The 25270-nt window shown below is 69.2% G+C and carries 26 protein-coding genes and 1 riboswitch; of the genes, 13 read left to right on the top strand and 13 right to left on the bottom strand.

Annotated features, from left to right (window positions below):
- Positions 1-143 precede the first annotated feature (143 nt).
- The 3 genes from M5C96_RS12305 (at position 144) to M5C96_RS12295 (ending at position 2533) form a co-directional block, all read left to right on the top strand.
- Positions 144-752: a chromate transporter gene (locus M5C96_RS12305; RefSeq protein WP_272569371.1), complete on the top strand. Its 609-nt coding sequence runs from the start codon at positions 144-146 to the stop codon at positions 750-752.
- Entirely contained in the window at positions 749-1405 is a 657-nt protein-coding gene (locus M5C96_RS12300; RefSeq protein WP_272569370.1) for a chromate transporter, read from the top strand. The genes M5C96_RS12305 and M5C96_RS12300 overlap by 4 nt, the downstream gene beginning before the upstream one ends.
- 168 nt (positions 1406-1573) lie before the next feature.
- The gene (locus tag M5C96_RS12295) at positions 1574-2533 is read left to right on the top strand and encodes an aldo/keto reductase (RefSeq protein ID WP_272569369.1); all 960 of its coding nucleotides are present in this window, start codon (positions 1574-1576) and stop codon (positions 2531-2533) included.
- 16 nt (positions 2534-2549) lie between these two features.
- Here M5C96_RS12295 and ribB read toward each other — a convergent pair whose 3' ends face one another.
- The 4 genes from ribB to M5C96_RS12275 all read right to left on the bottom strand — a co-directional run bounded on the left by ribB (position 2550) and on the right by M5C96_RS12275 (position 6018).
- Complete coding sequence (ribB, locus tag M5C96_RS12290; protein ID WP_272569697.1) at positions 2550-3224, bottom strand: 3,4-dihydroxy-2-butanone-4-phosphate synthase; 675 nt, start codon at positions 3222-3224, stop codon at positions 2550-2552.
- Between the two features lie 198 nt (positions 3225-3422).
- Positions 3423-3629, bottom strand: a riboswitch (FMN riboswitch).
- A gap of 3 nt (positions 3630-3632) precedes the next feature.
- Positions 3633-4445 carry an SIR2 family NAD-dependent protein deacylase gene (locus tag M5C96_RS12285; RefSeq protein WP_272569368.1) on the bottom strand — a complete coding sequence of 271 codons (813 nt, stop codon included), beginning with the start codon at positions 4443-4445 and terminating at the stop codon, positions 3633-3635.
- 16 nt (positions 4446-4461) lie between these two features.
- Entirely contained in the window at positions 4462-5211 is a 750-nt protein-coding gene (gene rlmB, locus M5C96_RS12280) for a 23S rRNA (guanosine(2251)-2'-O)-methyltransferase RlmB (RefSeq protein ID WP_272552603.1), read from the bottom strand.
- A gap of 111 nt (positions 5212-5322) precedes the next feature.
- The gene (locus tag M5C96_RS12275; protein WP_272569367.1) at positions 5323-6018 is read right to left on the bottom strand and encodes an ABC transporter ATP-binding protein; all 696 of its coding nucleotides are present in this window, start codon (positions 6016-6018) and stop codon (positions 5323-5325) included.
- Positions 6019-6033: 15 nt separating this feature from the next.
- Between M5C96_RS12275 and M5C96_RS12270 the strand changes: the two genes are divergently transcribed.
- On the top strand, positions 6034-6693 hold the full coding sequence (locus tag M5C96_RS12270; RefSeq protein WP_272569366.1) for an arylesterase: 660 nt from the start codon (positions 6034-6036) through the stop codon (positions 6691-6693).
- Positions 6694-6777: 84 nt separating this feature from the next.
- On the opposite strand, the gene M5C96_RS12265 is transcribed toward M5C96_RS12270, so the two are convergent.
- From M5C96_RS12265 to M5C96_RS12255, 3 genes are all read right to left on the bottom strand, one after another.
- A complete protein-coding gene (locus M5C96_RS12265; protein ID WP_272569365.1) occupies positions 6778-6954 on the bottom strand; it encodes a hypothetical protein in 177 nt (58 codons plus the stop codon).
- A 109-nt stretch (positions 6955-7063) separates the two neighbouring features.
- The gene (locus M5C96_RS12260; protein ID WP_272569364.1) at positions 7064-8287 is read right to left on the bottom strand and encodes a PLP-dependent transferase; all 1224 of its coding nucleotides are present in this window, start codon (positions 8285-8287) and stop codon (positions 7064-7066) included.
- A 103-nt stretch (positions 8288-8390) separates the two neighbouring features.
- Positions 8391-8852, bottom strand: a complete 462-nt coding sequence (locus M5C96_RS12255; protein WP_272569363.1) for a BON domain-containing protein — start codon at positions 8850-8852, stop codon at positions 8391-8393.
- Between the two features lie 150 nt (positions 8853-9002).
- On the opposite strand from M5C96_RS12255, the gene M5C96_RS12250 reads away from it, so the two are divergent.
- Genes M5C96_RS12250 through M5C96_RS12235 form a run of 4 tightly spaced genes read left to right on the top strand, consistent with a single transcriptional unit; the run spans position 9003 to position 13199 of the window.
- Entirely contained in the window at positions 9003-10673 is a 1671-nt protein-coding gene (locus tag M5C96_RS12250) for a SulP family inorganic anion transporter (RefSeq protein ID WP_272569362.1), read from the top strand.
- A gap of 55 nt (positions 10674-10728) precedes the next feature.
- Positions 10729-11511 carry a GGDEF domain-containing protein gene (locus tag M5C96_RS12245; RefSeq protein WP_372588176.1) on the top strand — a complete coding sequence of 261 codons (783 nt, stop codon included), beginning with the start codon at positions 10729-10731 and terminating at the stop codon, positions 11509-11511.
- 10 nt (positions 11512-11521) lie between these two features.
- Positions 11522-12373, top strand: coding sequence for a MinD/ParA family protein (locus tag M5C96_RS12240; protein WP_272569360.1), 852 nt, complete (start codon positions 11522-11524; stop codon positions 12371-12373).
- Positions 12374-12416: 43 nt separating this feature from the next.
- Positions 12417-13199: a sulfurtransferase gene (locus M5C96_RS12235; protein WP_272569358.1), complete on the top strand. Its 783-nt coding sequence runs from the start codon at positions 12417-12419 to the stop codon at positions 13197-13199.
- A gap of 55 nt (positions 13200-13254) precedes the next feature.
- Here the strand turns inward: M5C96_RS12235 and M5C96_RS12230 are convergent, their stop codons facing one another.
- The 4 genes from M5C96_RS12230 to M5C96_RS12215 all read right to left on the bottom strand — a co-directional run bounded on the left by M5C96_RS12230 (position 13255) and on the right by M5C96_RS12215 (position 15936).
- Positions 13255-14139: a pirin family protein gene (locus M5C96_RS12230; protein WP_272569356.1), complete on the bottom strand. Its 885-nt coding sequence runs from the start codon at positions 14137-14139 to the stop codon at positions 13255-13257.
- Positions 14136-14543, bottom strand: a complete 408-nt coding sequence (locus M5C96_RS12225; protein ID WP_272569354.1) for an OsmC family protein — start codon at positions 14541-14543, stop codon at positions 14136-14138. The genes M5C96_RS12230 and M5C96_RS12225 overlap by 4 nt, the downstream gene beginning before the upstream one ends.
- Positions 14544-14595: 52 nt before the next feature.
- Positions 14596-15150 carry a flavodoxin family protein gene (locus M5C96_RS12220; protein WP_272569353.1) on the bottom strand — a complete coding sequence of 185 codons (555 nt, stop codon included), beginning with the start codon at positions 15148-15150 and terminating at the stop codon, positions 14596-14598.
- Between the two features lie 84 nt (positions 15151-15234).
- Positions 15235-15936 (bottom strand): pirin family protein, encoded by a 702-nt coding sequence (locus M5C96_RS12215; RefSeq protein ID WP_272569352.1) that lies wholly within the window; start codon positions 15934-15936, stop codon positions 15235-15237.
- 110 nt (positions 15937-16046) lie between these two features.
- Here M5C96_RS12215 and M5C96_RS12210 point away from each other — a divergent pair, with 110 nt between their 5' ends.
- The 5 genes from M5C96_RS12210 to M5C96_RS12190 all read left to right on the top strand — a co-directional run bounded on the left by M5C96_RS12210 (position 16047) and on the right by M5C96_RS12190 (position 21037).
- Positions 16047-16985 carry a LysR family transcriptional regulator gene (locus M5C96_RS12210; protein WP_272569350.1) on the top strand — a complete coding sequence of 313 codons (939 nt, stop codon included), beginning with the start codon at positions 16047-16049 and terminating at the stop codon, positions 16983-16985.
- Positions 16986-17196: 211 nt separating this feature from the next.
- Entirely contained in the window at positions 17197-18219 is a 1023-nt protein-coding gene (locus tag M5C96_RS12205; RefSeq protein ID WP_272569695.1) for an NAD(P)/FAD-dependent oxidoreductase, read from the top strand.
- The gene (gluQRS, locus tag M5C96_RS12200) at positions 18216-19199 is read left to right on the top strand and encodes a tRNA glutamyl-Q(34) synthetase GluQRS (protein WP_272569349.1); all 984 of its coding nucleotides are present in this window, start codon (positions 18216-18218) and stop codon (positions 19197-19199) included. Before M5C96_RS12205 ends, gluQRS begins: the two co-directional genes overlap by 4 nt.
- Positions 19169-19963 (top strand): tRNA (guanosine(46)-N7)-methyltransferase TrmB, encoded by a 795-nt coding sequence (gene trmB, locus M5C96_RS12195; protein WP_272569348.1) that lies wholly within the window; start codon positions 19169-19171, stop codon positions 19961-19963. Before gluQRS ends, trmB begins: the two co-directional genes overlap by 31 nt.
- Before the next feature lie 27 nt (positions 19964-19990).
- Positions 19991-21037 (top strand): GGDEF domain-containing protein, encoded by a 1047-nt coding sequence (locus tag M5C96_RS12190; protein WP_272569346.1) that lies wholly within the window; start codon positions 19991-19993, stop codon positions 21035-21037.
- A 73-nt stretch (positions 21038-21110) separates the two neighbouring features.
- On the opposite strand, the gene alaS is transcribed toward M5C96_RS12190, so the two are convergent.
- Together alaS and M5C96_RS12180 are read right to left on the bottom strand one after the other, a co-directional pair.
- On the bottom strand, positions 21111-23738 hold the full coding sequence (gene alaS / locus M5C96_RS12185; protein WP_272569345.1) for an alanine--tRNA ligase: 2628 nt from the start codon (positions 23736-23738) through the stop codon (positions 21111-21113).
- 212 nt (positions 23739-23950) lie between these two features.
- Entirely contained in the window at positions 23951-25075 is a 1125-nt protein-coding gene (locus M5C96_RS12180) for an ROK family protein (RefSeq protein ID WP_272569344.1), read from the bottom strand.
- Positions 25076-25270 lie beyond the last annotated feature (195 nt).

Here is a 25270-nt window from a genome sequence, read left to right as displayed (position 1 = left end):
GCGAAACCCTGCCCTACCCGTCAGCGCGGTGCCTGGGCGGCACACCGAGCCTCGCCCATCGCCAGGGCGGGCATCCGCCACGCGCCGTAATATCGGCCCCGAACCACCGCCCGCTCCCGGCCCCCTTCCGCCCCGAATCCGCCATGCCCCGCTCACCCACGCCCCCTGCCCCAGCCACGCTGCCGCCTGCAGCGGCCGAGCGGCCCCGCCCGGCCCATCTGGCCGACCTGTTCTGGTCGTTCACCCTCCTGGCGCTGCAGGGCTTCGGCGGCGTGCTGGCCGTCGTGCAGCGCGAGCTGGTGGACCGCAAGGGGTGGCTCACCAATGAGGAATTCCTCGAAGACTGGGCCGTGGCGCAGATCCTGCCGGGGCCGAACGTGGTCAACCTCGCCGTGGTGATTGGCGACCGCTATTTCGGGCTGCGTGGCGCCCTGGTGGCACTGGCGGGCATGCTGCTGTTTCCCTTGCTGCTGGTGCTGGCGCTGGCCGTGGTCTATGCGCAATTTTCCGGGCACGCCGCCGTGAGTGGCGCCTTGCGCGGCATGGGGGCGGTGGCGGCCGGCCTGGTCGGCGGCGTGGCGCTGCGGATGGCCGGGGCCTTGCGCACGCACCCCCTGGGCCCGGTGGCCGGCTGGGCCTTCGCGGCGGCGACCTTCGGCACCATGGCGCTGCTGCGCTGGCCGCTGGCCTGGGTGCTGCCCGTGGTGGGCGGCGCCGCGTGCGCTGTCACCTGGCGGAAGATCGCCCCATGACGCCGAGCGCCATGCTCGCCCTGCAGCCGGTGGGCTGGCTGAACCTGTTCCTCTACTACGCCTCGATCTCGCTGCTGGCGGTGGGTGGGGCCATTGCCGCCGCGCCCGACATGCACCGGTTCCTGGTGGAACGGCAGGGCTGGATCACCGATCTGCAGTTCAACGCCTCCATCGCCATCGCCCAGGCCGCGCCGGGGCCCAACGTGCTTTTCGTCGGCCTGCTGGGCTGGAACGTGGGCCTGAACGCCGGCGGGCCGGGCGCGGCGGGCTGGGCCGCGGCCACGTTGGGCATGGCGTTGAGCCTGGTGGGCATCATGCTGCCCAGCACCGTGCTGACCTGGCTGGCCACGCGCTGGGGCCACCGCAACAAGCACCGGCGCAGCGTGCGCGCCTTCAAGCAGGGGCTGGCGCCCGTGGTGATCGGCCTGCTGCTGGCCACCGCCTGGCTGCTGGGCAGCGTGCACCATGGCGCCGGCACCGACCTGCGCCTGTGGCTGCTGAGCGGCGCGTGCGCGCTGGTGGTGTGGCGCACGCGCCTTCACCTGCTGTGGCTGCTGGCTGCTGGCGGCGGGGGCGGTGCTGGGGGCGCTGGGCGTGGTGTGACCAGGCGCGCCCGTTGGGTGAACGGCCTGTCTTGCACCCACGGGGCGTGAAGATTCAGCGGTCGTCTTACCGCGCCGGGTGGCGTGTGCCGTAACAATGGCTTTGGCACCGTCGCCATCGGCGTTGGTCGGGCCTCCCCGGGCCTGCTGCCGCACCCCGTGTTCTTCGTGGCCCGATTCGCATCGGGCCTGTCTTTTCCGCAATCCAAGGAGTCCCCCATGCAATTTCGCCCCCTCGGCCGTTCGGGCCTGCAGGTTTCGCCACTGTGCTTCGGCGGCAACGTGTTCGGCTGGACGGTGGACGAGTCCACCACGTTCTCGCTGCTCGATGCCTGGGTGGACGCGGGCTTCAATTTCATCGACACCGCCGACGTGTACTCGCGCTGGGCGCCGGGGCACATGGGCGGCGAGTCCGAAGCCATGATCGGCCAGTGGCTCAAGCGCAGCGGCAAGCGCGACCGCATCGTGCTGGCCACCAAGGTGGGCAAGGACATGGGCCATGGCAAGGTGGGCCTGGGCGGCGACTACATCCGCCGCGCGGTGGACGACTCGCTGCGGCGCCTGCACACCGACGTGATCGACCTCTACCAGTCTCACGATGACGATGCCGGTACCCCGCTGGAGGAAACCCTGGGCACCTATGCCGACCTGATCCGCGAGGGCAAGGTGCGCGCGATCGGGGCTTCCAACCATTCCGCGCAGCGCCTGGCCGAGGCCCTGGACACCAGCGAACGCCTGGGCGTGCCGCGCTACGAAAGCCTGCAGCCGCTGTACAACCTGTACGACCGCGACGTGTTCGAGAAAGAGCTGCGTCCCCTGTGCCTGGAAAAGGGCGTGGGCGTGATCAACTTCTACGCGCTGGCCGCCGGCTTCCTGACCGGCAAGTACCGCAGCGCATCGGACGTGGACAAGAGCCCGCGCGGCGCCAAGGTGGTGCAGACCTACCTGAACGACCGGGGCCTGCGCATCCTGGCCGAACTCGACCAGGTGGCCGAGCGCTACGAGGTCACCCCCGGCCAGGTGGCGATCGCGTGGCAGATGGCGCAGCCCGGCATCACCGCGCCCATCGCCAGTGCATCGTCGCTGGAGCAACTGCAGGAACTGGTGCAGGCCGCCAGTCTGAAGCTGGATGCCGATGCGCTCGAATCGCTGAGCCAGGCCAGCGCCGAAGCGGCCTGAGGGGCCCCGGAGGCCATCAGGCGGGTTCGCCGACCGCCTCCTGGGTAGCGGACGCTCTGCCGCCGCCCTGCCCGCCTTCTTCCGCCACGGCCTGCAATCCCTGCCGATGCGCCACCAGCGCCTGCACGGTCGTGCACAGCAGACCGTGCGCCTGGGCGAACCGCGCCACGTCCGCACCGCGGGCCATGCTGCCGTCCGGATTCATCAGCTCGCACAGCACCCCGGCGGGTGCGCGGCCGGCCAGGCGCGCCAGGTCTACGGCCGACTCGGTGTGGCCGGTGCGCTCCAGCACCCCGCCCGGGCGTGCCACCAGCGGAAAGACATGGCCGGGGCTGACGATCTGGGGGGCTCCGCCCGGCGCCGGTACCTGCAGGGCGCAGCGGATGGTCTGCACCCGGTCGGCCGCCGACACGCCCGTGCTCACTCCATGGGCCGCCTCGATGGATTGCGTGAAGGCGGTGGCGAACGAGGACCGGTTGATCTCCACCATCGGCCGCAGGCCCAAGGCGCCCGCATGCCCGGGCGTGAGGCACAGGCAGACGATGCCGCTGCCCTCGCGGATCATCAGGGCCATGGTGGCCTCGGTCAGGTTGTCGGCCGCACAGATGAGGTCGGCCTCGTTCTCGCGGTCGGCATCGTCCATGACGAGCACGGGACGGCCCGCGGCGATGGCGGCGATGACCTCGGGCATGGGCGCCAGCTGCACGCCGTGATCGACGGCCACGGCCACAGGCGTGGAAGGGGAAGAGGAAAAGGAAGAAAAAACGGAAACGGCGGTGTTCATGAAACGCTCCTGGAAGGTGAGGAAACGCCTCAAGGCATGCAAGAAGCACCGGCGCACGCCCGAATGGCAGGCGCGCGCAGGCACCAGGGCGCACATGGCTGCGCACCCCATCTTCTTTCATCCGGACTGTGACCGTCGGCCCCAGACTGAACGGGCCAGGAACCGTGTTCCTTGGAGCCGCGTCGCACTGGGTCTGCTGACCTCCGCCCATCCCGAAGGACGCATGCGGAGCGCTCGCGGGCTCGCGGCGCGGGGAGACCTCCCGCACCACCTACCGCCGGTGGGGAATTCCACCCCGCCCTGAAGACCGGGCGATTATCGCGGCGCTGCCGCCGGTGGCGTGTCGCCTGCGGGGCGATCCCGGCCCAGCAGCAGGGGCAAGACTTCGGCCGACGGACCGCGCAGCACCGCATGGGCCGTGCCGTCGAGTTCGCTCGGCGCCGGGTTGACGATGACCACGCGCGCCCCGATGCGCCGGGCCATGTGGGCGAGGCCGGCCGCGGGATACACGGCGCCGGCCGTGCCCACGACCAGCATCAGGTCGCAGGCGCTGACCGCCTCCTCCGCTTGGCCGAGGATGTCGATCGGCAACGACTCGCCGAACCACACCACGGCCGGGCGCACGAGATTGCCGCAGGTGGCGCAGCGCGGCGGTGCGCCGGCCTCGGCGTGGGCCAGATCGCAGCAGCCGCGCGGATCGTCCAGCCAGCGGTTGCCGCGCAGCTCGCCGTGCAGGCACAGCACGCCCTCGCTGCCGGCCATCTGGTGCAGGCCATCCACGTTCTGCGTGACCAGCGTGAGGCGGCCGGGATGGCGCCGGGCAAAGTCCGCCAGCGCCCCGTGGCCCGCATTGGGCTGCACGCCCTGCAGCAGCGCGCGGCGGTGCTCGTACCACGCCCAGACACCCGCGGGATCGGCGCGAAAGCCGGGCTCGCTGGCCATGTCTTCAGGACGCACCTGCGCCCACAGCCCGGTCTGCGCATCGCGGAACGTGGGCACGCCAGACTCGGCGCTCACGCCCGCGCCGGTCAGCACCACGATGCGCTGCGCGGCGTGGACCCAGACGATGGCGGTGTTCAGGTCGCCCGAGCCGCTCCACGCGGCTTCGGAGGCTGGCACGGGCGGCATGGCGAAAAGACCGGGTTCAGACGGTGCGCTGGCGCAGGGCCTCGTACAGGCAGACTCCGCTGGCCACCGACACGTTCAGGCTCTCCACCGCGCCCTTCATGGGGATGGAGACCAGCTCGTCGCAGGTCTTGCGCGTGAGCTGGCGCATGCCGTCGCCCTCCGCGCCCAGCACCAGGGCCACGGGGCCTTTCAGGTCCACCTGGTAGATGGTCTTGGGCGCATCGTCGCTGGTGCCGATGCACCAGATGTTGCGTTCCTTGAGTTCGTTCAGGGTGCGCGCGAGGTTCGTCACCATGAAGTACGGCACCGTCTCGGCGGCGCCGCTGGCCACCTTGGCCACCGTGGCGTTCAGGCCCACCGCATGGTCCTTGGGCGCGATCACGGCCTGCGCGCCGGCGCCGTCGGCCACCCGCAGGCAGGCGCCCAGGTTGTGCGGATCGGTCACGCCGTCCAGCACCAGCAGCAGGGGCTGTGCGACACCGGAGGCTTCCAGGTCTTCGAGCAACTCGTCGAGCGAGGTGGCCAGGGCCACCGGCTCCACCCGCGCCGCCACACCCTGGTGGCCCTGGCTGCCTGCCAGCTTGGCGATGCGCGCGCTATCGGCTTCGATGAGGCGCGCGCCGGCGGCGTTGGCGCGGTCGAGGAACTGGCGCATGCGGGCATCGCGCCGCGTGGCTTCGTAGTAGATCTCGATGATGGATTGCGGCGCGGTCTTCAGGCGCACGCCGACGGCGTGGAAGCCGAAGAGGACTTTGGGGCTGGACATGCGGGGATTATCCGCGCCACGGGCCGAGCGCCCGATTGCTACACATTTGATAGCAAGCAAGGCATGCGATACCCCGGCACAGGGCCCAAACGACCGAAAACCCCGAAAACCTCAGGCCTCGGACACGCGCCCCGCGTCGATGGTGATGCGCCGCTCGCACTGCGCGGCGATGCCCCGGTCGTGCGTGACGAGCACGAGCGTGGTGCCCTGCTCGCGGTTCAACTCGAACATCAGCCGCATGATGGTCTCGCCCGTGGCGAAGTCCAGGCTGCCGGTGGGCTCGTCGGCCAGCAGCACGGCCGGCTCGACCACGAAGGCCCGCGCCAGCGCCACGCGCTGCTGCTCGCCGCCCGACAGCACCTTGGGGTAGTGCGACAGGCGCTGGCCCAGCCCCACGCGCCCCAGCATGTCGGCCGCGAGCTTGCGCGCGTCTCGGCGGTCGGCCAGCTCCAGCGGCAGCATGACGTTCTCCAGCGCAGTCAGGTTGCCCATGAGCTGGAAGCTCTGGAACACGAAGCCCACCTTCTGCGCACGCAGTGCGGCGCGGGCATCTTCGTCGATGGCGAACAGGTCCTGCCCATCCAGGCGCACGGTGCCGCGGGTGGGCGTATCGAGCCCCGCGATGATCGACAGCAGCGTGCTCTTACCCGAACCCGAGGCGCCCACGATGGCCGCGGTTTCCCTCGCAGCCAGCCGGAAATCGATATCCCGCAGAATGTCGAGGGTGCCGGTCGAGTCCGTCACCGACTTGTGCACGTGCTCCACGGCGATGATGGGGTGGGTGGGCAAGGAAGGAGTTTCCGACATGAAAGGTGCTTTGCTGTGAATCGAAATCTGTTGTACCGGCGTGACTTTATCGCGGCCCTGGCGGCCGGCGCGGCCGCAGGGCTTTGTGCCCCTGTTGCGCTGGCCGCTGCGGCGGCCAAGCCGGTCATCCTGGTGGTGGGCGATTCGCTGAGCGCCGAGTACGGATTGGCCCGCGGCACGGGCTGGGTGGCGCTGCTGGAAAAGAAGCTGGCCGAAGAGAAGATCGACGCCACGGTCGTGAACGCCAGCGTGAGTGGCGACACCACCTCGGGGGGCCGCTCCCGCCTGCCGGCCCTGCTGACCCAGCACCGGCCCAGCCATGTGGTGATCGAGCTGGGCGGCAACGACGCCTTGCGCGGGTTGCCGCTGCAGAACACCGCCGACAACCTGAAGGCCATGGCCCAGGCGGCCAAACAGTCGGGCGCCAAGGTCCTCATCGTGGGGATGCAGGTGCCGCCCAACTACGGCACCGATTACGCGAAACGTTTTGCCGGCACCTTCGCCAGCGTGGCCAAGGACACCCAGTCGGCGCTGGTGCCCTTCCTGCTCAAGGGCGTGGCCGATGCGGCCGACCCGACCGCCATGTTCCAGCCCGACCGCATCCACCCCAAGGCCGAGGCCCACCCGGCCATGCTGGCCAACGTGTGGCCTGAGCTGCGCAAGCTGCTGCGCTGACGGGCGGCGCCCTGGCGAGCCCGGTCGCCGGGCGGAGCGCCTGGACCTGGGCCGGCGGTGCGGCGGCTGAGGGCCGTTAAGGGATCAGGCCCCAGGCGCGTTGCCGTCGGCGGGCGGTGCGCTCTGCTGGCCGTCGTCCTGCGCGGGACCTTCGCGCGGGTCGTCCTTGCGGTGGGACTTGGCTTGCGCCTTCTCTTCTTTCTTCTTCTTCTTGGCGAGCTCGCGCTGGCGCTTTTCGTATCCGTAGTTGGGTGTTGCCAAGGTAGTACCTTCCTGAATTGAAGCGGTCAATGTAACAGCATGCCCTCACGGCCCCGGGTCTCCCGGCCGCTGCGCCGCACCGGGCGCAGCCACCGGACTCCCCAGGGCGTCAGGGTGCGGGAAAGGCATGCGCCAGGGCCTGCGCCAGATCGCGGCGAAGATCGGCTTCGGCCTCCAGCCCGATCGAAAAACGGACCACGGTGCCGGGCACGAGCTGCGGCGTCGGGCGGCTGCGCATGGTCGCCAGCTCGTACGGCACGACCAGGCTCATCGGTCCACCCCAGCTGTAGCCCAGCTTGAAATATTGCAGCCGGTCGCAGAAAGCGTCCACCTGCGCCTGGGAGTACCGGGGGTCGATCACCACGCTGAACAGACCCGCCGCGGCGCCCTCCCCGCCATCTGCCGCGCACAGCGCACGCCATTGGTCGTGTCCGGGCGATCCCTCCAGCGCGGGGTGCAGCACCTGGACCACCGCGGGCTGCCCCGCCATCCAGCGGGCGAGCGCGCGCGCCGCCACATCGTGGGCGCGGTAGCGCAGGCCGATGCTGGGCAGCGAGCGCAGCACGGATTCGACGTCGTTCGCGCCCACGCCCAGCCCCAGGCGCATGTGGCACAGCTTCATGCGCAGGTGCAGGGCCTGGTCGCGGGTGACGATGCTGCCCATGAGCACGTCGCCGCCGCCGCTGGGGTATTTGGTGAGCGCATGCACCGACACATCCACGCCCCACTGGCCGTCGCCCCGCAGGTCGAAGGGCGCGAACGCCAGACCCGCGCCCCAGGTGTTGTCCAGGGCGCAGACCACGCCGCGCTCGCGGCAGATGCGCACCTGCTCGACCAGGTCGGGGAACTCCAGGGTCACCGAGCCCGGCGCCTCCAGCCACACCAGGCGCGTGGCGGGGGTGATCCGGGCAGCGAGGTCGGCAGGGTTCATCGGGTCGTACAGCACGTGGCGGATGCCGTAGTGGGCCAGCTCCACCTCGGCCAGCGCCTTGTTCGGGCCATAGGCGTTGTCGGGAATGAGCACCTCGTCGCCGGCGCGCAGCAGCGCCAGCGAGACATTGGCGATGGCGGCGAGGCCGCTGGGCACCAGCAGGCACTGCTTGCCGCCCTCCAGTTCGCACAGGCGCTCTTCCAACTGGTAGCTGGTGGGGGTGCCGTGCAGGCCGTAGGTGTAGCTGGTCTTGTCCTTCCATTCGCGCGCGCGCATGGCCGCCACATTGGGGAAGATGACCGTGGAGGCCTTGTAGACCGCAGGCTGCGGCGCGGCGAAGCCCGCAGGGGGCACGTAGTCGTGGTGGACGATGCGGGTAGCGAGGTCGGCGGGTGAAGTCATGGGCGCCATGGTAGCGCCCAGCGCACCCGTCCAGGGTGGGCCGGGCGGCGCACGGTCGATGGCCCTGGCACCCGTGCCGGGTTGGCAGAAGCCGGGCCGGAGATCAGCCTGCGCTGGAGATGGTCAGCTGGTTGACCACCGAGTTCACGCCCTGCACGTTCTGGGCGATGTTCGTGGCGCGCTCGCTGGCCTGCTTGGATTTGACCGGACCGTTCAGCGTCACGATGCCGTTGCGGGTGTCCACGTCGATCTTGACGGCGCTCAGTTCCGCGTCCTGGGCCAGGCCAGCGGACACCTTGGCCGTGATGCCGGCATCGTCCATCACCGCGGCGGCGCGCTCGGCGGCCTGGCGGGTCGCATCGCCGGCTTCGTTGGCGGCGGCTTCCATCTTGCGCTGGGCGTCGGAGGCCACCTGTCCGCTCTTGGCCACGGCGGAGTCGATCTGCTGGCCCACTGTGCGGTCATCGGCCTTGTCGCAGGCGGCCAGCCCGAAAGCCAGCAGCGTGGCCGAAAGAATGCTCACCATCCGGTGGGAAGGGCTGTGGGGCGTGCGGGTTGCGTTCATGGGAGGCCTCCTTGCAGGAAATGGGGGGAATCTGGTGGGCACTTTAGGTTGGCGGCGCTGTGCACCCGGTGGGAAGGCGCCGAAGCTCGCGTAGGACAAGGCAGTCGAGATGCCGCTGGCGCCCGCCCGCCGCCGCGCGACAATCGCGGGATGCGCCTGCAGTCCCTTTCCCGATGGTTCCCTTTCCTGGCCTGGCCCCGTCCGGACCGCCACCTGATGCGGGGGGAGTTCTGGGCCGGAATGACGGTCGGCCTCATGCTGGTGCCCCAGGGGGTGGCCTATGCAGCGCTGGCGGGCATGCCGGTCATTACCGGCATCTACGCGTCGCTGGTGCCGGCGCTGATCGCGGTGCTGTGGAGTTCCTCCACCCGCCTGGGCGTGGGGCCCACCGCGCTGACCAGCCTGCTGATCGGCGCCTCGCTCACCGGGCTGGCAGAGCCCGGCAGCGCGCACTGGGTGGCGCTGGCCGCCTGGATGGCGCTGCTGTCGGGCCTGCTGCAGATGCTGCTGGGGGTGGCGCGGTTCGGCTGGCTGCTCAATCTGGTCACCTCGCCCGTGCTCAACGGCTTCACCCAGGCGGCGGCCCTGCTCATCCTTGCCTCCCAGTTGCCGGACCTGCTGGGGCTGCGCACCACCTGGAACGCGTTGGCCGTGTCGCCGTCGCTGCACCATTTCGACCTGACGGCAGCGGCATTCGGCCTGGGCAGCCTGGGGCTGCTGGTGGCCGCGCGGCGCTGGCGCGCCACGTTTCCGGCGGCCATCGTGATCGTCGGGCTGGCGGCCCTGGTCAGCTGGGCGATCGGCTATGCCGACCATGACGGCGCCGTGGTCGGCCACCTGCCCGCCGGGCTGCCCCAGCCCTACTGGCCCGGCTGGCTGTCGTGGGACGAGTTCGGCGCGCTGGTGCTGCCTGTGCTGGTGGTCACGCTCGTGAGCTTCCTGGAGACCGCCTCCAGTGCCAAGGTCGAGCACCAGCAGGGCGGCACGCGCTGGAACGAGAACCAGGACCTGATCGCGCACGGCCTGGCCAAGATGAGTTCGGGACTGTGCGGCAGCTTCGCCACGAGCGCGTCGTTCTCGCGCTCGGCGATCAACCTCTACGCGGGCGCCAAGAGCGGCTGGGCCACCCTTTTCGCCCTGGCGCTGGTGCTGGCGGTGCTGCTGTGGCTCACCCCGGCGCTGTACCACGTGCCCCATTCGGTGCTGGCGGCGGTAGTGGTGACGGCGGTGACCAGCCTCATCAAGCCCGGCACGCTGCTGCGGCTGTGGCGCGTGTCGCGGGTGGAGACGGTCATCGGCAGCGTCACCTTCGCGCTGACCCTGGCGACGGCGCCGCGCATGTACTGGGGCGTGCTGGTGGGCCTGGTGCTGAACCTGGGGCACTTTCTCTACCAGCGCCTGCACCCGCGCATCATCGAGGTGGCCCCCCACCCGGACGGCAGCCTGCGCGACCGCCACCTGTGGCTTTTGCCGCCCATCGCGCCGGGGCTTTTCGCCCTGCGGATGGATGCCGAGCTGGACTTCGCGTCCGCCGCGGCCCTGGAACGCCGCATCGCCGAGCACTGGGCCGCCCACCCGGAGATTCGGCACCTGTGCCTTTTTGCGCAACCCATCAACCGCATCGACGTGACGGGCGTGGAAACCTTCGCCCGCCTGCGCACGCTGGCCGCCTCCCGCGGGGGGCAACTGCACGTGAGCGGCATCAAGCTGCCGGTGGAACAGGTGCTGCGCCGCGCGGGGCTTCTGGAGGCGGGACCGGGTCTTGCGCTCTACCGCACCGATGCGCAGGCACTGGCGGTGTTGCAACAATTAACGGAATGAGCCAGGATCGCAGGGGTCAGAAGCCAACCCCGCTGCTACACTCGGTACATACTGTTTGTTGCATTTTGTGACTGAATCTGCGACCCCTCAATTCGTGAACCTGCGCGACCTGCGCCTGACGACAGCGCATGCGTTGGTTGCACAGGCCGCGGGCTCAGAAGCTGCTTTGCCCTCCGACACGCCGCTGCACTACCTGCAGGGCTTGATCGATGGCCTGTGCGAGCTGTCGCTCAAGGATCCCCTCACCGGGCTGGCCAACCGGCGCCACTTCCGCACCGTGCTGGAGCGCGAGATCGACCGCGTCACCCGCGCGGGCGAGGCGGCGCTGCTGCTCATGCTCGACATCGACAATTTCAAGCGGGTGAACGACACCTACGGCCATCTGGCCGGAGACATCGTGCTGCAGTCGGTGGCACGCACCCTGAACGGCTGCGTGCGCCCCATGGACACCCTGGCCCGGTACGGCGGCGAAGAGTTCGCCGTGGTGCTGCCGGCCTGTCAGGCGGGCTTCGGCCGCGTGGTGGCGGAACGCATCCGCCGCGCGATCGAGCGCACGCCGGTGCGCATCTCGCCCTCCGTCGATCTCAACGTCACCGTCAGCATCGGTGGGGCTTTCGCCCTGCAATGGATCCGCAGCACGACGCTCCTGTGGAGCGAGCGTGCCGACAGCCAGCTCTATAAAGCCAAGATGGCCGGCCGCAACCGCGTCAGCATCGAAGAACAGCCGGACAGCACCGTCAGTGCCGAAGAGAAGAGCCTGCTCTTCGGCCCGCTATACACTCCGTCGGGATGGGGCGATCTGCCACCGCCCATGGATTCCACAGGCAGCGCCTATTGAAAGCCCAGAGATGACCGACGCGCTGTCCCCGCAACCCACCACACCCGCCGGCCCCAACATGCCTGCGCGCACCGCTAGCCCGCCGCCTGGCGCCCGCATCATCGCCATCACGAGCGGCAAGGGCGGCGTGGGCAAGACTTTCGTTTCCGCCAACCTGGCGGCCGCCCTCACCCGCCGCGGCCACCGCGTGCTCGTGCTCGACGCCGACCTGGGCCTGGCCAACCTCGACGTGGTGCTGAACCTGCACCCCAAGGTGACGCTGCACGACGTGTTCACCGGCAAGGCCGACCTGGACGATGCCGTGATCGACGCGCCCGGCGGCTTTTCGGTCGTGCTGGCCGGCTCCGGCATGGTCGAGTACTCGCGCCTCACCCCCGAGGTGCGCAGCGAATTTTTGAACGTGATCCAGACGCTGGCACCGCGCTTCGACGTGATCCTGCTGGACACCGGCGCGGGCATCTCCGACGTGGTGCTGTTCTCGGTGTCGCTCGCGTCCGAGGTGCTGATCGTCGCCACGCCCGAGCCCACCTCCCTCACCGACGCCTATGCCGCGATCAAGGTGCTGGCCACACAGCAAAAGCGCCAGCACGTGCGCATGGTGGTCAACCAGGCCGCGCGCCCCGGCGACGGCCGCGCCATCACGAGCCAGCTGCAGCAGGTGCTCGACCGCTTCGTGAGCACCGAATCGGGCCGCTCCATGCGCTTGCTGCACATGGGCGACATCCCGGCCGACACGTCGGTGCGCGATGCCGTCATGCGGCGCCAGCTGCTGCTGATGCAGATGCCCGGCTGCCCCGCGGCGCTGGCCATTGCCCAGTTGGCCAACAAGATCGACACCGCGCTGCTCACCCCCGCCAGTTAGCCGAACGCCGGGGCCACGCCGTTGGCCGTCCGGCCCGCCTGCCATGCCCGAGTCCACCGTGAACGACGTTCTCAATATCTCCTGCTACCTGTTCGTGCCCCTGCCGGACGCGGCCGAGCTGCGCGACGTGCTGCACACGCGGGCCGAGGCGGCCCACCTCAAGGGCACCATCCTGCTGGCCGAGGAAGGCATCAACCTGTTCCTGGCCGGGCCGGCGACGGCGGTGCGCGGCTTCATCGATGCATTGAAGGCGGACGAACGCTTCGAACCCCTGGCCCCCAAGGAAAGCTGGTCGGCCACGCAGCCGTTTCGCAAGATGCTGGTGAAGGTCAAGCGCGAGATCATCCGCATGGACCACCCCACCATCCGCCCATCGAACGGCCGGGCGCCCGCGGTGGACGCGCCCACCCTGCACCGCTGGCTGGCGCAGGGGCACGACGACGGGGGCCGGCCGGTGGTGACGCTGGACACACGCAATGCCTTCGAGGTGGACCAGGGCACGTTCGACAACGCCATCGACTGGCGCATCGACAAGTTCACCGAGTTTCCGCCGGCGCTGCGCGAGCACAAGGCCGAGTTCGCCGGCAAGACGGTGGTGAGCTTCTGCACGGGCGGCATCCGCTGCGAAAAGGCCGCCATCCTGATGCGCGAGGAAGGCATCGAGAACGTCTACCAGCTCGAAGGCGGCATCCTCAAGTACTTCGAGGAAACCGACGGAGCGCACTACCACGGCGGCTGCTTCGTGTTCGACGAGCGCCGGGTGCTGGCGAACGACCTGTCGACGCAGCCGGAATCAGCCGCAGAGCCGAACGCTATCAAAATGTGAGCTACCGAGGCATGATTTCCTAGGGCATCGGGCTGTTTTGACCCAATGTTTCACTTCAGGGCTTGAAGCGCCGCTCCGGCAGCGGAATCCATTCGGTCTCGCCGGGCACGTGGCCCATGCGCTGGGCGTCCCAGTCGTCAGCGGCCTGCACGATGCGGTCCTTGCGGCTCGATACGAAATTCCACCAGATGTGGCGCGGGGCATCCAGCGCGTCGCCGCCGATGACCATCAGCCGCACCGCCCGGTCCGGCGCGCGCAGCGCGGCGCCGGCGCCCGTCTCCAGCACGGCCAGCGTGTGGTCCGCGAACGGCTCGCCGTCGAGCAGCAGGTCGCCGTCCACCGCATAGATCGCCATTTCCTGCGCCAGGGGCGGCAGGGTCAGCGCACCGCCGGCGGCCAATTGCACGTCGAGGTACAGCGTGGGCGACAGCGTCGCCACGGGCGAGGCCTGGCCGAACGCTTGGCCGATCAGCACGCGCACCGTGGCGCCCTCGTGCGACAGCTCGGGAATGTCGGCGGCCGGCGTGTGCACGAAGCTGGGTGCGTCGTCCTCGCTGGCCATCGGCAGCGCCGCCCACAGCTGGATGCCATGGTTCACGTAGCTGCGGTCGCGCAGCGCATCGGGCCGCCGCTCGGAATGCACGATGCCGCGCCCCGCAGTCATCCAGTTGATGGCACCGGGTTCGATCTGCTGCAGCGAGCCCAGGCTGTCCCGGTGCACGATGGCACCGTCGAACAGGTAGGTGACGGTGGCCAGGCCGATGTGCGGGTGGGGCCGCACGTCGTATTCGGACGCCGGCTCCACGGTCACCGGCCCGAAATGGTCGAAGAAGACGAAGGGCCCGACCGAGCGCCGCTGCAGCGATGGCAGCAGCCGGCGCACGGTGAATCCGCCGCCCAGGTCCTTGTCGTGCCCCTTCAGGATGGCCGGCCCGCTCATGGCATGCGCTCCACGGCGGTGGTGATCTCGGTGGTGACGCTGGTCATCAGCTTGTGCACCGGGCACTTGGCGGCCACGGCCTCCAGCTCCGCGATCTGGGCGTCGGTGAGATCGCCGCTCACCTGCAGGCGGGCCGCCAGGCGGTAGGTGCCGCTGCGCTCGGCCGAGGCGTCGCGGTCGATCACCGTGCGCACGTCGTCCACCGCCATTCCCTTTCGGCGCGCGTACCACAGCACGGTGAGCGCCTTGCACGCGCCGAGCGCGGCGTCGTACAGGTCGTGCGGATTGGGGCCGGTGTCATCGCCGTCCTCGGCCACGGTGCCGTCCACGACAAGGCGATGCCCGCGAACCGTCAGGGTCTGCGCCAGCGGTGCGCCGGCAATGCGCCGCAATTCGAGGGTCATGGGAAGGCTCCGGTGAGGGGCGGGATCGAGGGGGGATGGGCCGGCCAATCTATCAGCCGTGCAGGCGGCGCGCAATCTCCGCCACGCGTGCGCCGTACGACCGGCCCGTGTCCAGGTCGCCCTGGAGCATTTCCTGCACGCTGGCGTCGGAGGGCGACTGGGCCAGCACGCCGACCGAGCCGCCCAGGTTGTTCAGGTCGTTGCGGGTGGCGGCCTTGGAGTTGCTGGGCAGCAGGCCCAGGCTCACCCAGATGCCGCCGTGCTGCGACGCCAGGGTGTGCAGGTAGGCCAGCGTGCCCTGCTTGTCGCCGTTCAGGCTGGCGCTGTTGGTGAAGCCGCCGAACACCTTGTCCTGCCAGCTGCGGCCGAACCAGGCCTTGGAGGAGGCATCGGCGAATTTCTTGAACTGCCAGCTCGGGCCGCCCATGTACGTGGGGGTGCCGAACAGGATGCCATCGGCCGCCTGCAGGGTGTCCCAGCCGCCTTCGGGCAGGTTGCCATCGGCATCGATGGCGACGAGCTGCGCGTTCGCGCCTTCGGCCACGGCCTGGGCCAGGCGCTGCGTGTGGCCATAGCCGGAATGAAAGACCACTGCGATTTTTGCCATGATGAAGAACTCCTCGAACGGGTGGTTGGATGAAGAAAAAAGAGAGGGGACAGGGAGAGAAAGAAAACGAAAGTCGGCCGATTCTCAGGCCGCCAGGTCGAACACCAGCACTTCCGCCTGCGTGCCCTGCCCGAACGCCAGCAGGGGCTCGTGCTCGGCGAAGGCCGCATCGCCGGCCGCCAGGGCAAGCCCGTTGACCTGCAGCGCCCCGCGCACCAGTTGCACGTAGCCCTTGCGGCCAGGTGGCAGCGCCAGCGTGGCGGCCTCTGCCCCATCGAACAGGCCGGCGTACAGGCGGGCATCCGCATGGACGGTGAGCGAGCCGCACGCGCCGTCGGGCGAGGCCAGCAGCCGGAGCACGCCGCGCTTGTCCGCATCGGCGAAGGTCTTTTGCTCGTATTCGGGGGCGATGCCGCGGGCATCCGGCTCCAGCCAGATCTGCAGGAAATGGGTGGAGCGCCCGGGGGCATGGTTGAACTCGCTGTGCGTCACCCCGGTGCCGGCGCTCATGCGCTGCACGTCGCCCTGGGGAATGCCCCGCACGTTGCCCAAGCTGTCCTTGTGCGCCAGTTCGCCGCACAGCACGTAGCTCAGGATTTCCATGTCGCGGTGGCCGTGGGTGCCGAAGCCGGTGCCCGGCGCGATGCGGTCTTCGTTGACGACGCGCAGGCTGCCATAGCCCATGTAGCGGGGGTCGTAGTAGCCGGCGAACGAAAAGCTGTGGTACGACTGCAGCCAGCCATGGTCGGCATGGCCCCGGTCTTGGGATTTTCGGACGGTCAGCATGGGCGGCGGGTGTTCATTCGGTGCAGCGACTTTAGAAGCAGGGTTCGGCTTGCAAGCCCAAGCGGATTGAAGGCATCATTCAAAATCTTTGAAGCCCAGCCGCACCCACCATGCAAAACGCCCGCGATGCCCTGACCCCCGACAGCCTGGCGATGCTGCAGGTCATTGCCGACACCGGCAGCTTCGCCGCGGCGGCGCGGCGGCTGGGACTGGTGCCCAGCGCCCTCACCTACCGCGTGCGCCAGATCGAGGACGCGCTCGACGTGCTGCTGTTCGACCGCAGCGCGCGGCAGGCGCGCCCGACGGAGGCCGGCACCGAACTGCTGCGCGAAGGCGCGCGCCTGCTCGAAGAAGTGGACGCGGTGGCGCACCGCGTTCGCCGCGTCGCCACGGGCTGGGAGCCGCAGCTGACCATCAGCGTGGACGGCATCATCTCGCCCACCACCCTGCTGGAGCTGACCGAGGCGTTCTACGCCATGGAGCCACCCACGCGGCTCAAGCTGCGCACCGGCATCCTGTCGGGCACGCTGGAGATGCTGACCTCGGGCCGGGCCGACCTGGCCATCGGCGTGGCGGTCAACGCCTCCACCGTCTCCGGCCTGCAGCAGGAGACGATGGGAGAGGTGGAGTTTCTCTACGCCATCGCGCCCCACCACCCACTGGCCGCTGCACAGGAGCCCATCACCGACACCGTGCTGCGCATGCACCGCGCCGTGGCCGTGGCCGATTCCGCGCAGCGCGGCAGCGTCACCATGGGCCTGCTCGGGGGGCAGGATGTCTTCACCGTGGACAGCATGCAGGCCAAGCTGCAGGCGCAGCTGCGCGGGCTGGGCGGCGGGTTCATCCCAGAGCCCATGGCCCGGCCCTACCTGGAGGCGGGGCGCCTCGTGACACGCCGGGTGGCCCGCGCACGGCGCAATGTGCAGTTGCACTACGCCTGGGGCGGGCCCGGCCACAGCGCGCCGGGCCGGGCGCTGCAGTGGTGGCTGTCCCAACTGCAAAGCCCCGCCACGCGCAAGGCACTGCTCGAAAACCATCATCATTTCTAGCGCACGAAGCCACGCGGCCAAGGGCCGCGCGTGTAGAGTGGGCCTTGTTTCACTGCTCCTGAACTTCGCTTCCGAAAGGCCCGGCCCCATGCCCCCAGCACCTGCCCAACGATCCAAGCAACGGCTGCGACGCAGCCCCTCCACGGAGACCCCAGCCCCATCCCCCGAGCCTTCGGCACCGGCCCGCCGCTTCGCCGTCATCGGTGCCGGCATGGCGGGCATCGTGTGCGCTCGCACGCTGGTCCAGGCAGGCCATGAGGTCACGGTGTTCGAGAAGGCCCCCCATGCCGGCGGACGCACCACCACGCTGGACACGGCCTTCGGCAGCTTCGATGCCGGCGCACAGTATTTCACCGTGCGCGACTCGCGCTTCGAACGGGCCCTGGAAACCGTGCCCGGCCTGTGCCGGCCCTGGAGCGCCAACACCGTGCGCGTGCTCGACGCGGCAGGCCGCGTGGCCGCTGCGGCGCCACCGCCGGGCGAGCCCCACTGGGTCGCCAGCCCTGGCATGCAATCGCTGGTGGATGCCTGGTCGCGGCCGCTGTCGCTGGCCGGCCGCCTGCTCACCGGCTGCCGCGTGACCCGCATCGAACGCGACCCCATGGACGGCAAGCGCTGGCAACTGCGCACCGAGTCGCCCGATGGCGCGGCGCAGGTGCATGCGGGGTTCGACGCGGTGCTGCTCGCGCAGCCCTCCGTGCCGGCATTGGCGCTGCTGCAGGCCTCCGGCACCGCGTCGGGCACGACCGTCGCGCCATCGCTGCACGCACCGCTGGCCCAGGTCACCATCGCCCCCTGCTGGACCCTCATGCTGGCGTTTCCCCAGGCGGTGCGGCCGGGCCTGACCACGCTGGGGCCGCAGTGGAACGCGGCGCGCAGCACCCACCACCGCATCGCCTGGCTGGCGCGCGAGTCTTCCAAGCCCGGGCGCGGCCCGGTGGAGCGCTGGACCGTGCAGGCCAGTCCCGCGTGGTCGAGGGAGCACCTGGAGGACGGCGAAGCCCGGGTGCAGGCCAAGCTCACCAAAGCGTTCTCCGAAGTGACCGGCATCCGCGCCGAACCCGCGCACGCCGAGGTCTGCCGCTGGCGCTATGCGCAAACGCTCGCGCCGCTGGGCCGCTCGCACATGTGGGACGCCAAGGCCAGCATCGGCCTGTGCGGCGATTGGTGCCTGGGCCATCGCCTGGAAGACGCCTTCGTCTCCGGACTGGAACTCGCCCTCGCGGTGGCATGACGCTGGGCGCCCTCTCCCGATACATCGGCCGTTTCGCGCCGTCGCCCACGGGCCCGCTGCATGCGGGCTCGCTGGTGGCGGCGCTGGCCAGTTGGCTGGACGCGCGTTCGGCGCACGGGGGGCGCGGCGGGCAATGGCTGGTGCGCATCGAAGACGTCGACACTCCGCGCTGCGCGCCTGGGGCCGACGCCATCATCCTGTCCCAGTTGGCCGATTGCGGCCTGCTGCCGGATGGTCCGGTGATGCGGCAATCGGAGCGTGGCCTGCCGTACCAGCAAGCGCTGGACCGCCTGCTCGCCCAGGGCCGGGCCTACCCCTGCGCCTGTTCGCGCAGCGACATCGAGCAGGCCCAGGCCCGGCTCGGCCATGTGCGCCAACCCCATGTGGAGCTGCCCTACCCCGGCACCTGCCGTGGGGGGCTGCAGGGTCGGCCGGCGCGGTCCTGGCGGTTCCGCTCATCGGAAATCCAGAAAAAAAACCCTGCCCGTCCAGGGCCGTGCGAGCGCGATGCCGGGCCTTCGGTCTCGCGCGACGGCGTGGTCTGGGAAGACCGCCGGCTGGGCGTGCAATCGCAGGACGTGGCGAGCGCGGTGGGCGACTTCGTGCTGCGCCGCGCCGATGGTCTGTGGGCCTACCAGCTCGCCGTGGTGGTGGACGATGCCGACCAGGGCGTCACCCACGTGGTGCGGGGGGAAGACCTCGCCGACAACACGCCGAGACAGATCCTGCTGCAGCACGCCCTCGGCCTGGCCACGCCGCGCTACCTGCACACGCCGCTGGTGTATGCGCCCGACGGCGCCAAGCTCTCCAAGCAGCACGGCGCGCCGCCGGTGGACACGCGCGAACCCGTGAAGGCGCTGGCCGCCGCCGCGCACCAGCTCGGCCTGCCGCCGCTGGTGCGGCCAAACGACACCCCGGTCGGCCATGCGCTGGAGCTCTGGGCGCGGGCATGGTCCGGAATCTACAATCGCTCACCGTGACAGAAACGCAATTGCCCCTGGCCGATGCCGGCCCGACGAATCCCCCCGAGCAGCGCCCTGCGCGCGCGGGCGGCGGTGCCCCCGCCGACGTCCCCTATCCCAAGACCATCAAAAGCTATGTGCGCCGCGCAGGCCGCACCACCACTGGCCAGGCCAAGGCCTTCGAAGAGCTGGGCCCTCGCTTCGTGCTGGACTACGCACCCCAACCCATCGACGCCCCCGCCGTGTTCGGCCGCACCGCCCCGCTGGTGCTGGAGATCGGGTTCGGCATGGGCGAGGCCACCGCGCACATCGCCGGCGTGCGCCCGCAGGACAACTTCCTGTGCTGCGAGGTGCACGAGCCCGGCGTGGGCGCGCTGCTCAAACGCATCGGCGAGCAGGGCCTGACCAACATCCGCATCCTGCAGCACGACGCGGTCGAGGTCATCGACCACATGGTGCCGCCCGGCACACTGGATGGGGTCCACATCTTCTTTCCCGATCCGTGGCACAAGAAAAAGCACAACAAGCGCCGCCTGATCCAGCCGCCGCTGGTGGCCAAGCTGGCGGCCCGGCTCAAGCCGGGCGGCTACCTGCATTGCGCGACGGACTGGCAGCCGTACGCCGAACAGATGCTGGAGGTGCTGTCGGCCGAGCCCCAATTGGCCAATACCGCTGACGGCTACGCGCCGCAGCCCGACTACCGCCCCCTCACCAAGTTCGAAAACCGTGGCCTGCGCCTGGGGCACGGCGTATGGGACGTGGTGTTCGTGCGCCGAAGTTGACCGCATGACTGCAGAATCGACGCATCCATGAAGCCCATTCTCGACAACCTGGTCGAAATGACCGGCCACCGCGACCATCTTCGGCTGGAGGTGTCGGTGCTCTCCACGCTGCAGAAGCTGCCCGCGATCAAGGCAGTGCGTGCGCTCGAAATCTTCAAGGACGATGGCGTTCCGTACGTGCGGCCGCGCACATGGTGCGATCAGGGCCAGATGGTGTCGACCAACTCCGAAGCCGCGGCCGATTCCCGCCGCGAGCCCCTCACCCAATACGCCGCGCTGCACGAATGCATCTTGCAGAAGGAGCGGCGCGCGCTGCACTCGCTTCGCAAGGGCGAGCACACGCTGTGGATGCCGGTGTGGATGCACGACGAGGTGCACGCCTGCATCGAGGTGACGCAGTCGCGACCGTTCTCGGTGCACAAGCTGGACGTGATCCAGAGCGTCTTCTACGTCTACCAGAACTACCAGAGCCTGCTGGACTACAGCGAGCGCGATGCGCTCACGGGGCTGTTCAACCGCAAGACCTTCGACGAGCAGTTCGCGCGCCGCGCGGGCGTGTCCGGCAGCGTGCGCATCGCGGCCGACGAGATGCTCGCGGACGGAGACGGTGCCGATACCAGCGAGCCGCTGCAGCAGTGGCTGGCGGTGGTGGACATCGACCATTTCAAGCAGGTCAACGACCGCTTCGGCCACCTGTATGGCGACGAAGTGCTGATCCTGATCGCCAACATCCTGCGCTCGTCCTTCCGCAGCCACGACCGCATCTTCCGCTTCGGGGGCGAGGAGTTCGTGGTGCTGCTGCGCTCGACTACGCTGTCGACCGCGCACAAGGTGTTCAACCGCTTCCGCCTGGCGGTGCAGGAGTACAACTTTCCGCAGGTGGGCAGGGTCACCGTCAGCCTGGGCTTCGTGTGCACCGACCGCGGTGCGCCGGTCGAAATCCTGGGCCAAGCCGACCAGGCCCTCTACTTCGCCAAGGAAAACGGCCGCAACCGGGTGTGCTACTACGACGAACTGATCGACCAGGGGCACCTGCACACCAAGGTGTCCAACGACGACGTCGAACTGTTCTGACCGGTCGCCCCTGCGGCTGCCCAGACAACAAAGGCCCGCGATGCGGGCCTTTGTTTTTGCGGCGCCCTGAAAATCAGAGGCGTTCGCCCACCCAGCCTTGCACGGATGCCAGCGCCGCGGGCAATGCGGACGCATCGGTGCCACCGGCCATGGCCATGTCGGGCTTGCCGCCGCCCTTGCCGCCGACCTGTTGGGCCACGAAGTTGACCAGCTCGCCGGCCTTGACCTTGCCCACGCTGTCGGCGGTCACGCCGGCCGCCAACTGCACCTTGTCACCATCGACGGCCGCCAGCACGATCACGGCGGACTTGAGTTTGTCCTTTAGCTTGTCCATGGTGTCGCGCAGGGTCTTGGCATCCGCGCCGGGCAGTTGGGCCGCCAGCAGCTTCACGCCCTTGATGTCCACCGCCTGGGCGAGCATCTCGTCGCCCTGCGCCGAAGCGAGCTTGCCCTTGAGTGCGGCCACTTCACGCTCCAGCCCCTTCACCTGGTCCAGCGTCTGGCCGATGCGACCGCTCAGCTCGGCCACCGGTGCCTTCAGCACGCTGGCCGCGCGGGTCACGGTGTCTTCGAGCTGCTGCAGGTAGGCCAGTGCGTTGCTGCCGGTGACGGCTTCGATCCGCCGCACATCCGCCGCCACGCCGCCTTCGGCCACGACCTTGAACAGCCCGATGTCGCCGGTGCGCGCCACGTGCGTGCCGCCGCACAGTTCGCGGCTGGTGCCGATGTCCAGCACCCGCACGCTTTCGCCGTACTTCTCGCCGAACAGCATCATGGCGCCGGTCTTCTGGGCCGACTCGATGTCCATCACGCGGGCGCCGGTGGCGGTGTTGGCCAGGATTTCCTCGTTCACGCGGCGCTCGATCTCGCGGATCTGCGCATCGGTCACCGGGGCATTGTGGGCAAAGTCGAAACGCGTGCGCTCGGCGTTCACCAGCGAGCCCTTTTGCTGAACATGGCTGCCCAGCACTTCGCGCAGGGCCTTGTGCATCAGGTGGGTGACGGAGTGGTTGCGCATGGTGGCGGCGCGCAGCGCCGTGTCCACCTCGGCCGTCACGGTGTCGCCCACGTTCAGGGTGCCGGCTTCCAGGCTACCGTGGTGACCGAACACATCGGCCTTGATCTTGAGCGTGTCGGCCACCGCGAAGCGGGCCGAGCCGCTGGTGATGACGCCCTGGTCGCCCACCTGGCCGCCGCTTTCGGCGTAGAACGGCGTGGTGTCGAGCACCACGACGCCCTCCTGCCCCGAGCGCAGCGCGCCCACGCCGACGCCGTCCACATAGATGGCAGTGATCTTGGCGGTCTTCTCGGCCAGTTGCTCGTAGCCGGTGAAGCGGTTGACGTCGCCGGTGTACTCCAGCGCCTTGTCCATCTTGAACTTGCCGGCCGCGCGGGCCTGGGCCTTTTGCTTATTCATGGCTTCGGCGAAACCGGCCTCGTCCACGGTCACGCCGCGCTCGCGGCACACGTCGGCCGACAGGTCGAGCGGAAAGCCATAGGTGTCGTGCAGCTTGAAGGCCACGTCGCCGGGCAGCACCTTCGCGCCGCCGGCCAGGGCGGCGTCCAGGATTTCCATGCCGTTGGCCAGCGTCTCGAAGAAGCGTTCCTCTTCGGTCTTGAGCACGTCGGTGATGCGCTGCTCCTGCTCGCGCAGCTTGGGGTAGGCGTCGCCCATCTGCTGCGCCAGGTCCTTGACGAGCTTGTGGAAGAACGGCGTCTTCTGGCCCAGCTTGTAGCCATGGCGGATGGCGCGGCGCACGATGCGGCGCTCGACGTAGCCACGGCCTTCGTTGCTCGGCAGCACACCGTCCACGATGAGGAACGAGGTCGCGCGGATGTGGTCGGCGATCACCTTCAGCGACGGGTTGGACAGATCGGCCGTGTGCGTCTCGCGGCCTGCTGCCTTGATGAGCGCATCGAACAGATCGATCTGGTAGTTGCTGTGCACGTGCTGCAGGATGGCAGCCAGGCGCTCCAGGCCCATGCCCGTGTCCACACACGGTGCGGGCAGCGGCTTGACGGAGCCGTCCTCGGCCATGTCGAACTGCATGAACACGTTGTTCCAGATCTCGATGAAGCGGTCGCCGTCCTCGTCGGGGCTGCCGGGCGGGCCGCCGGGGATCTCGGGGCCGTGGTCGTAGAAGATTTCGCTGCAGGGGCCGCAGGGGCCCGTGTCGGCCATCATCCAGAAATTGTCGGACTTGTAGCGGCCGCCCTTGTTGTCGCCGATGCGGATCACGCGCTCGGGCGGCAGGCCGATCTCCTTCGTCCAGATGTCGTAGGCCTCGTCGTCCTCTTCGTAGACGGTGGCGAGCAGGCGTTCGGCCGGCAGCTGATAGACCTCGGTGAGCAGTTCCCAGGCCCACTTCAGCGATTCGCGCTTGAAGTAGTCGCCGAAGCTCCAGTTGCCCAGCATTTCGAAGAACGTGTGGTGGCGGGCCGTGTAGCCCACGTTCTCCAGGTCGTTGTGCTTGCCGCCCGCGCGCAGGCAGGCCTGGACGGAGGTGGCGCGCTGGTAGGGACGCTTATCGGTGCCCAGGAACACGTCCTTGAACTGCACCATGCCCGAGTTCGTGAACATCAGCGTCGGGTCGTTGCCCGGCACGAGCGGGCTCGACGGAACGATGGTGTGGCCCTTCGACGCGAAGAAGTCGAGGAAAGTCTTGCGGATGTCTGCGACGCTGGAAGTGGGCTGGCTCATCTTGGAATCTGGTGGGGTGCCGAGGTGCCTCAACGCATGTGAGGCCCATGAAGTCCCGGCGAGGGCTGGGGACGTCGATTATAGGTTTCGGGGCATGCCGAAGGGCGGCCCGCCCTATTGGGCAGCGCGGCGCCCGTCCAAGGCGTCGGAGATCGGCCCCGCCCTGTCCTGCGGGCCTTCCGCGCCCGGCCCCGCCAGGCGCGGCCTGCGGCTCAGCCGTCCGCGCGGTTCGTGTAGCTGGCGTTGCCCAGGCCCGTACCCACGGTCAGTACCGCCCAGTGCTTCACGTCAGTGGTGAAGGGCAGCTCCGACAGGCCCTGCACCACCGCATCGTTGTGCAGGCAGACCTGTGTGCGGCCCTGGCCGATGTAGGGCAGGCGCTCGCACAGGTCGCGCGGCAGGTGAAAGCGGATGCTCTCCCAGTTGCCCGGCAGGTTCTGCGTGCCGCCCGCCAACGACCCGTCTTCGCAGACCAGCCCCGGGCAGGCCACGCCGACGTAGGGCGCGAGGCGGATGTTTTCCTTCTCGGCATGGGCCACCAGGTCTTCCAGCATTTCCGCGATGCCTTCGACCAGTTCGTCGCGCTTGGGGGCGTCGTCGGCATGGCCCCACTTCTCGCGGATCAGCACCTCGGCCTTGGACATGTCGGGCGCGCTGTGCAGGTGGGTCTGCACGATGCCGCAGCGCACGTTGGTGCCGCCGATGTCCACGGCCAGGATGGCGTCGTAGCTTTGCAGCAGCGCCGGCGGGGCCAGGTGCACCCAGCCGATCAGGCCGCCCTCGTCCGCGTGGTGGTGCAGGGTGCGCAGTTCGACGGAGGTCTTTTCCTTCTTGAGGATTTCGGCGGCCCGGGCGATGGCCCGTTCGCCCACTTCGCTCTGGTGAAAGCCCCCGCCGATGATCACGCGCTTCACGCCGCGCCAGGTCTTGTGCTTGAGAAAGCACTGCACCACATGGGACAGCTGCAGCGCGTAGTCCTCCGAGGCGGCCTCGATGGCGCGGGCGGCGGTGCCGTCCTTTTCGAGCAGCTCGTCCAGGCGCTGCTTGCTGATATCGCGCGTGGGCTTGCTGCCCAGCGGGTCCTTGCCGGCCATGTCGGTGTAGAGCGTGCGCCAGGCATCGAGCATTTCGCGGAAGGCGGTGCGGCTGGCGTTGTCGCCCACGAACCCGTCGCCGTCGCGCAGTTCCAGGCTGTAGCCGTCGATGGTGACCGAGGCCAGGCGCAGGTCGCCGTGCGGCCCCAGCACGCACAGATCGCGCTGCGCCTTGATTTCCTTCTCGCTCATGGCCGGATCGGCGGATTTGTCTTTTTCTTTCTCTTTGTCTTTGGATGCCATGCGTTCCCTGAATCGGATGCGGGCCCGCGGCGCGGGCGACCCGCCGATGGTGGCTCGACAGAGCACTCCCCCTCCGTCAGCCAAGACGCCCTTTGTCGTCGGACGGCGCCGCGAGGCGCAACCGGTCCCCACACACTAAGAAGGCGTAATTTGCTATGAATTCAGTAGCAATACAGACATAAAATCCGCCGGCAT

Source organism: Acidovorax sp. GBBC 1281 (assembly GCF_028473645.1).
In the GTDB taxonomy this organism is placed as follows: Bacteria; Pseudomonadota; Gammaproteobacteria; order Burkholderiales; family Burkholderiaceae_C; genus Paracidovorax.
Note: the sequence above shows the minus strand (reverse complement) of the source record. Positions and strands in the feature narration are given on the sequence as shown.

Bases quoted from the DNA above. Each gene is read 5' to 3' on its own strand.
- ribB (WP_272569697.1), bottom strand. From the start codon at position 3,224: ATGCCCGAGGTCATCGCCGCCATCGCCGCGGGCCGTCCCGTGCTCGTC.
- M5C96_RS12255 (WP_272569363.1), bottom strand. From the start codon at position 8,852: ATGAACGCAACCCGCACGCCCCACAGCCCTTCCCACCGGATGGTGAGC.
- M5C96_RS12305 (WP_272569371.1), top strand. From the start codon at position 144: ATGCCCCGCTCACCCACGCCCCCTGCCCCAGCCACGCTGCCGCCTGCA.
- trmB (WP_272569348.1), top strand. From the start codon at position 19,169: ATGGTCCGGAATCTACAATCGCTCACCGTGACAGAAACGCAATTGCCC.
- rlmB (WP_272552603.1), bottom strand. From the start codon at position 5,211: ATGTCCAGCCCCAAAGTCCTCTTCGGCTTCCACGCCGTCGGCGTGCGC.
- M5C96_RS12285 (WP_272569368.1), bottom strand. From the start codon at position 4,445: ATGCCGCCCGTGCCAGCCTCCGAAGCCGCGTGGAGCGGCTCGGGCGAC.
- alaS (WP_272569345.1), bottom strand. From the start codon at position 23,738: ATGAGCCAGCCCACTTCCAGCGTCGCAGACATCCGCAAGACTTTCCTC.
- M5C96_RS12275 (WP_272569367.1), bottom strand. From the start codon at position 6,018: ATGTCGGAAACTCCTTCCTTGCCCACCCACCCCATCATCGCCGTGGAG.
- M5C96_RS12235 (WP_272569358.1), top strand. From the start codon at position 12,417: ATGCCCGAGTCCACCGTGAACGACGTTCTCAATATCTCCTGCTACCTG.
- M5C96_RS12250 (WP_272569362.1), top strand. From the start codon at position 9,003: ATGCGCCTGCAGTCCCTTTCCCGATGGTTCCCTTTCCTGGCCTGGCCC.
- M5C96_RS12295 (WP_272569369.1), top strand. From the start codon at position 1,574: ATGCAATTTCGCCCCCTCGGCCGTTCGGGCCTGCAGGTTTCGCCACTG.
- M5C96_RS12215 (WP_272569352.1), bottom strand. From the start codon at position 15,936: ATGCTGACCGTCCGAAAATCCCAAGACCGGGGCCATGCCGACCATGGC.
- gluQRS (WP_272569349.1), top strand. From the start codon at position 18,216: ATGACGCTGGGCGCCCTCTCCCGATACATCGGCCGTTTCGCGCCGTCG.
- M5C96_RS12205 (WP_272569695.1), top strand. From the start codon at position 17,197: ATGGCGGGCATCGTGTGCGCTCGCACGCTGGTCCAGGCAGGCCATGAG.
- M5C96_RS12220 (WP_272569353.1), bottom strand. From the start codon at position 15,150: ATGGCAAAAATCGCAGTGGTCTTTCATTCCGGCTATGGCCACACGCAG.
- M5C96_RS12180 (WP_272569344.1), bottom strand. From the start codon at position 25,075: ATGGCATCCAAAGACAAAGAGAAAGAAAAAGACAAATCCGCCGATCCG.
- M5C96_RS12240 (WP_272569360.1), top strand. From the start codon at position 11,522: ATGACCGACGCGCTGTCCCCGCAACCCACCACACCCGCCGGCCCCAAC.
- M5C96_RS12260 (WP_272569364.1), bottom strand. From the start codon at position 8,287: ATGACTTCACCCGCCGACCTCGCTACCCGCATCGTCCACCACGACTAC.
- M5C96_RS12225 (WP_272569354.1), bottom strand. From the start codon at position 14,543: ATGACCCTCGAATTGCGGCGCATTGCCGGCGCACCGCTGGCGCAGACC.
- M5C96_RS12190 (WP_272569346.1), top strand. From the start codon at position 19,991: ATGAAGCCCATTCTCGACAACCTGGTCGAAATGACCGGCCACCGCGAC.
- M5C96_RS12300 (WP_272569370.1), top strand. From the start codon at position 749: ATGACGCCGAGCGCCATGCTCGCCCTGCAGCCGGTGGGCTGGCTGAAC.
- M5C96_RS12230 (WP_272569356.1), bottom strand. From the start codon at position 14,139: ATGAGCGGGCCGGCCATCCTGAAGGGGCACGACAAGGACCTGGGCGGC.
- M5C96_RS12210 (WP_272569350.1), top strand. From the start codon at position 16,047: ATGCAAAACGCCCGCGATGCCCTGACCCCCGACAGCCTGGCGATGCTG.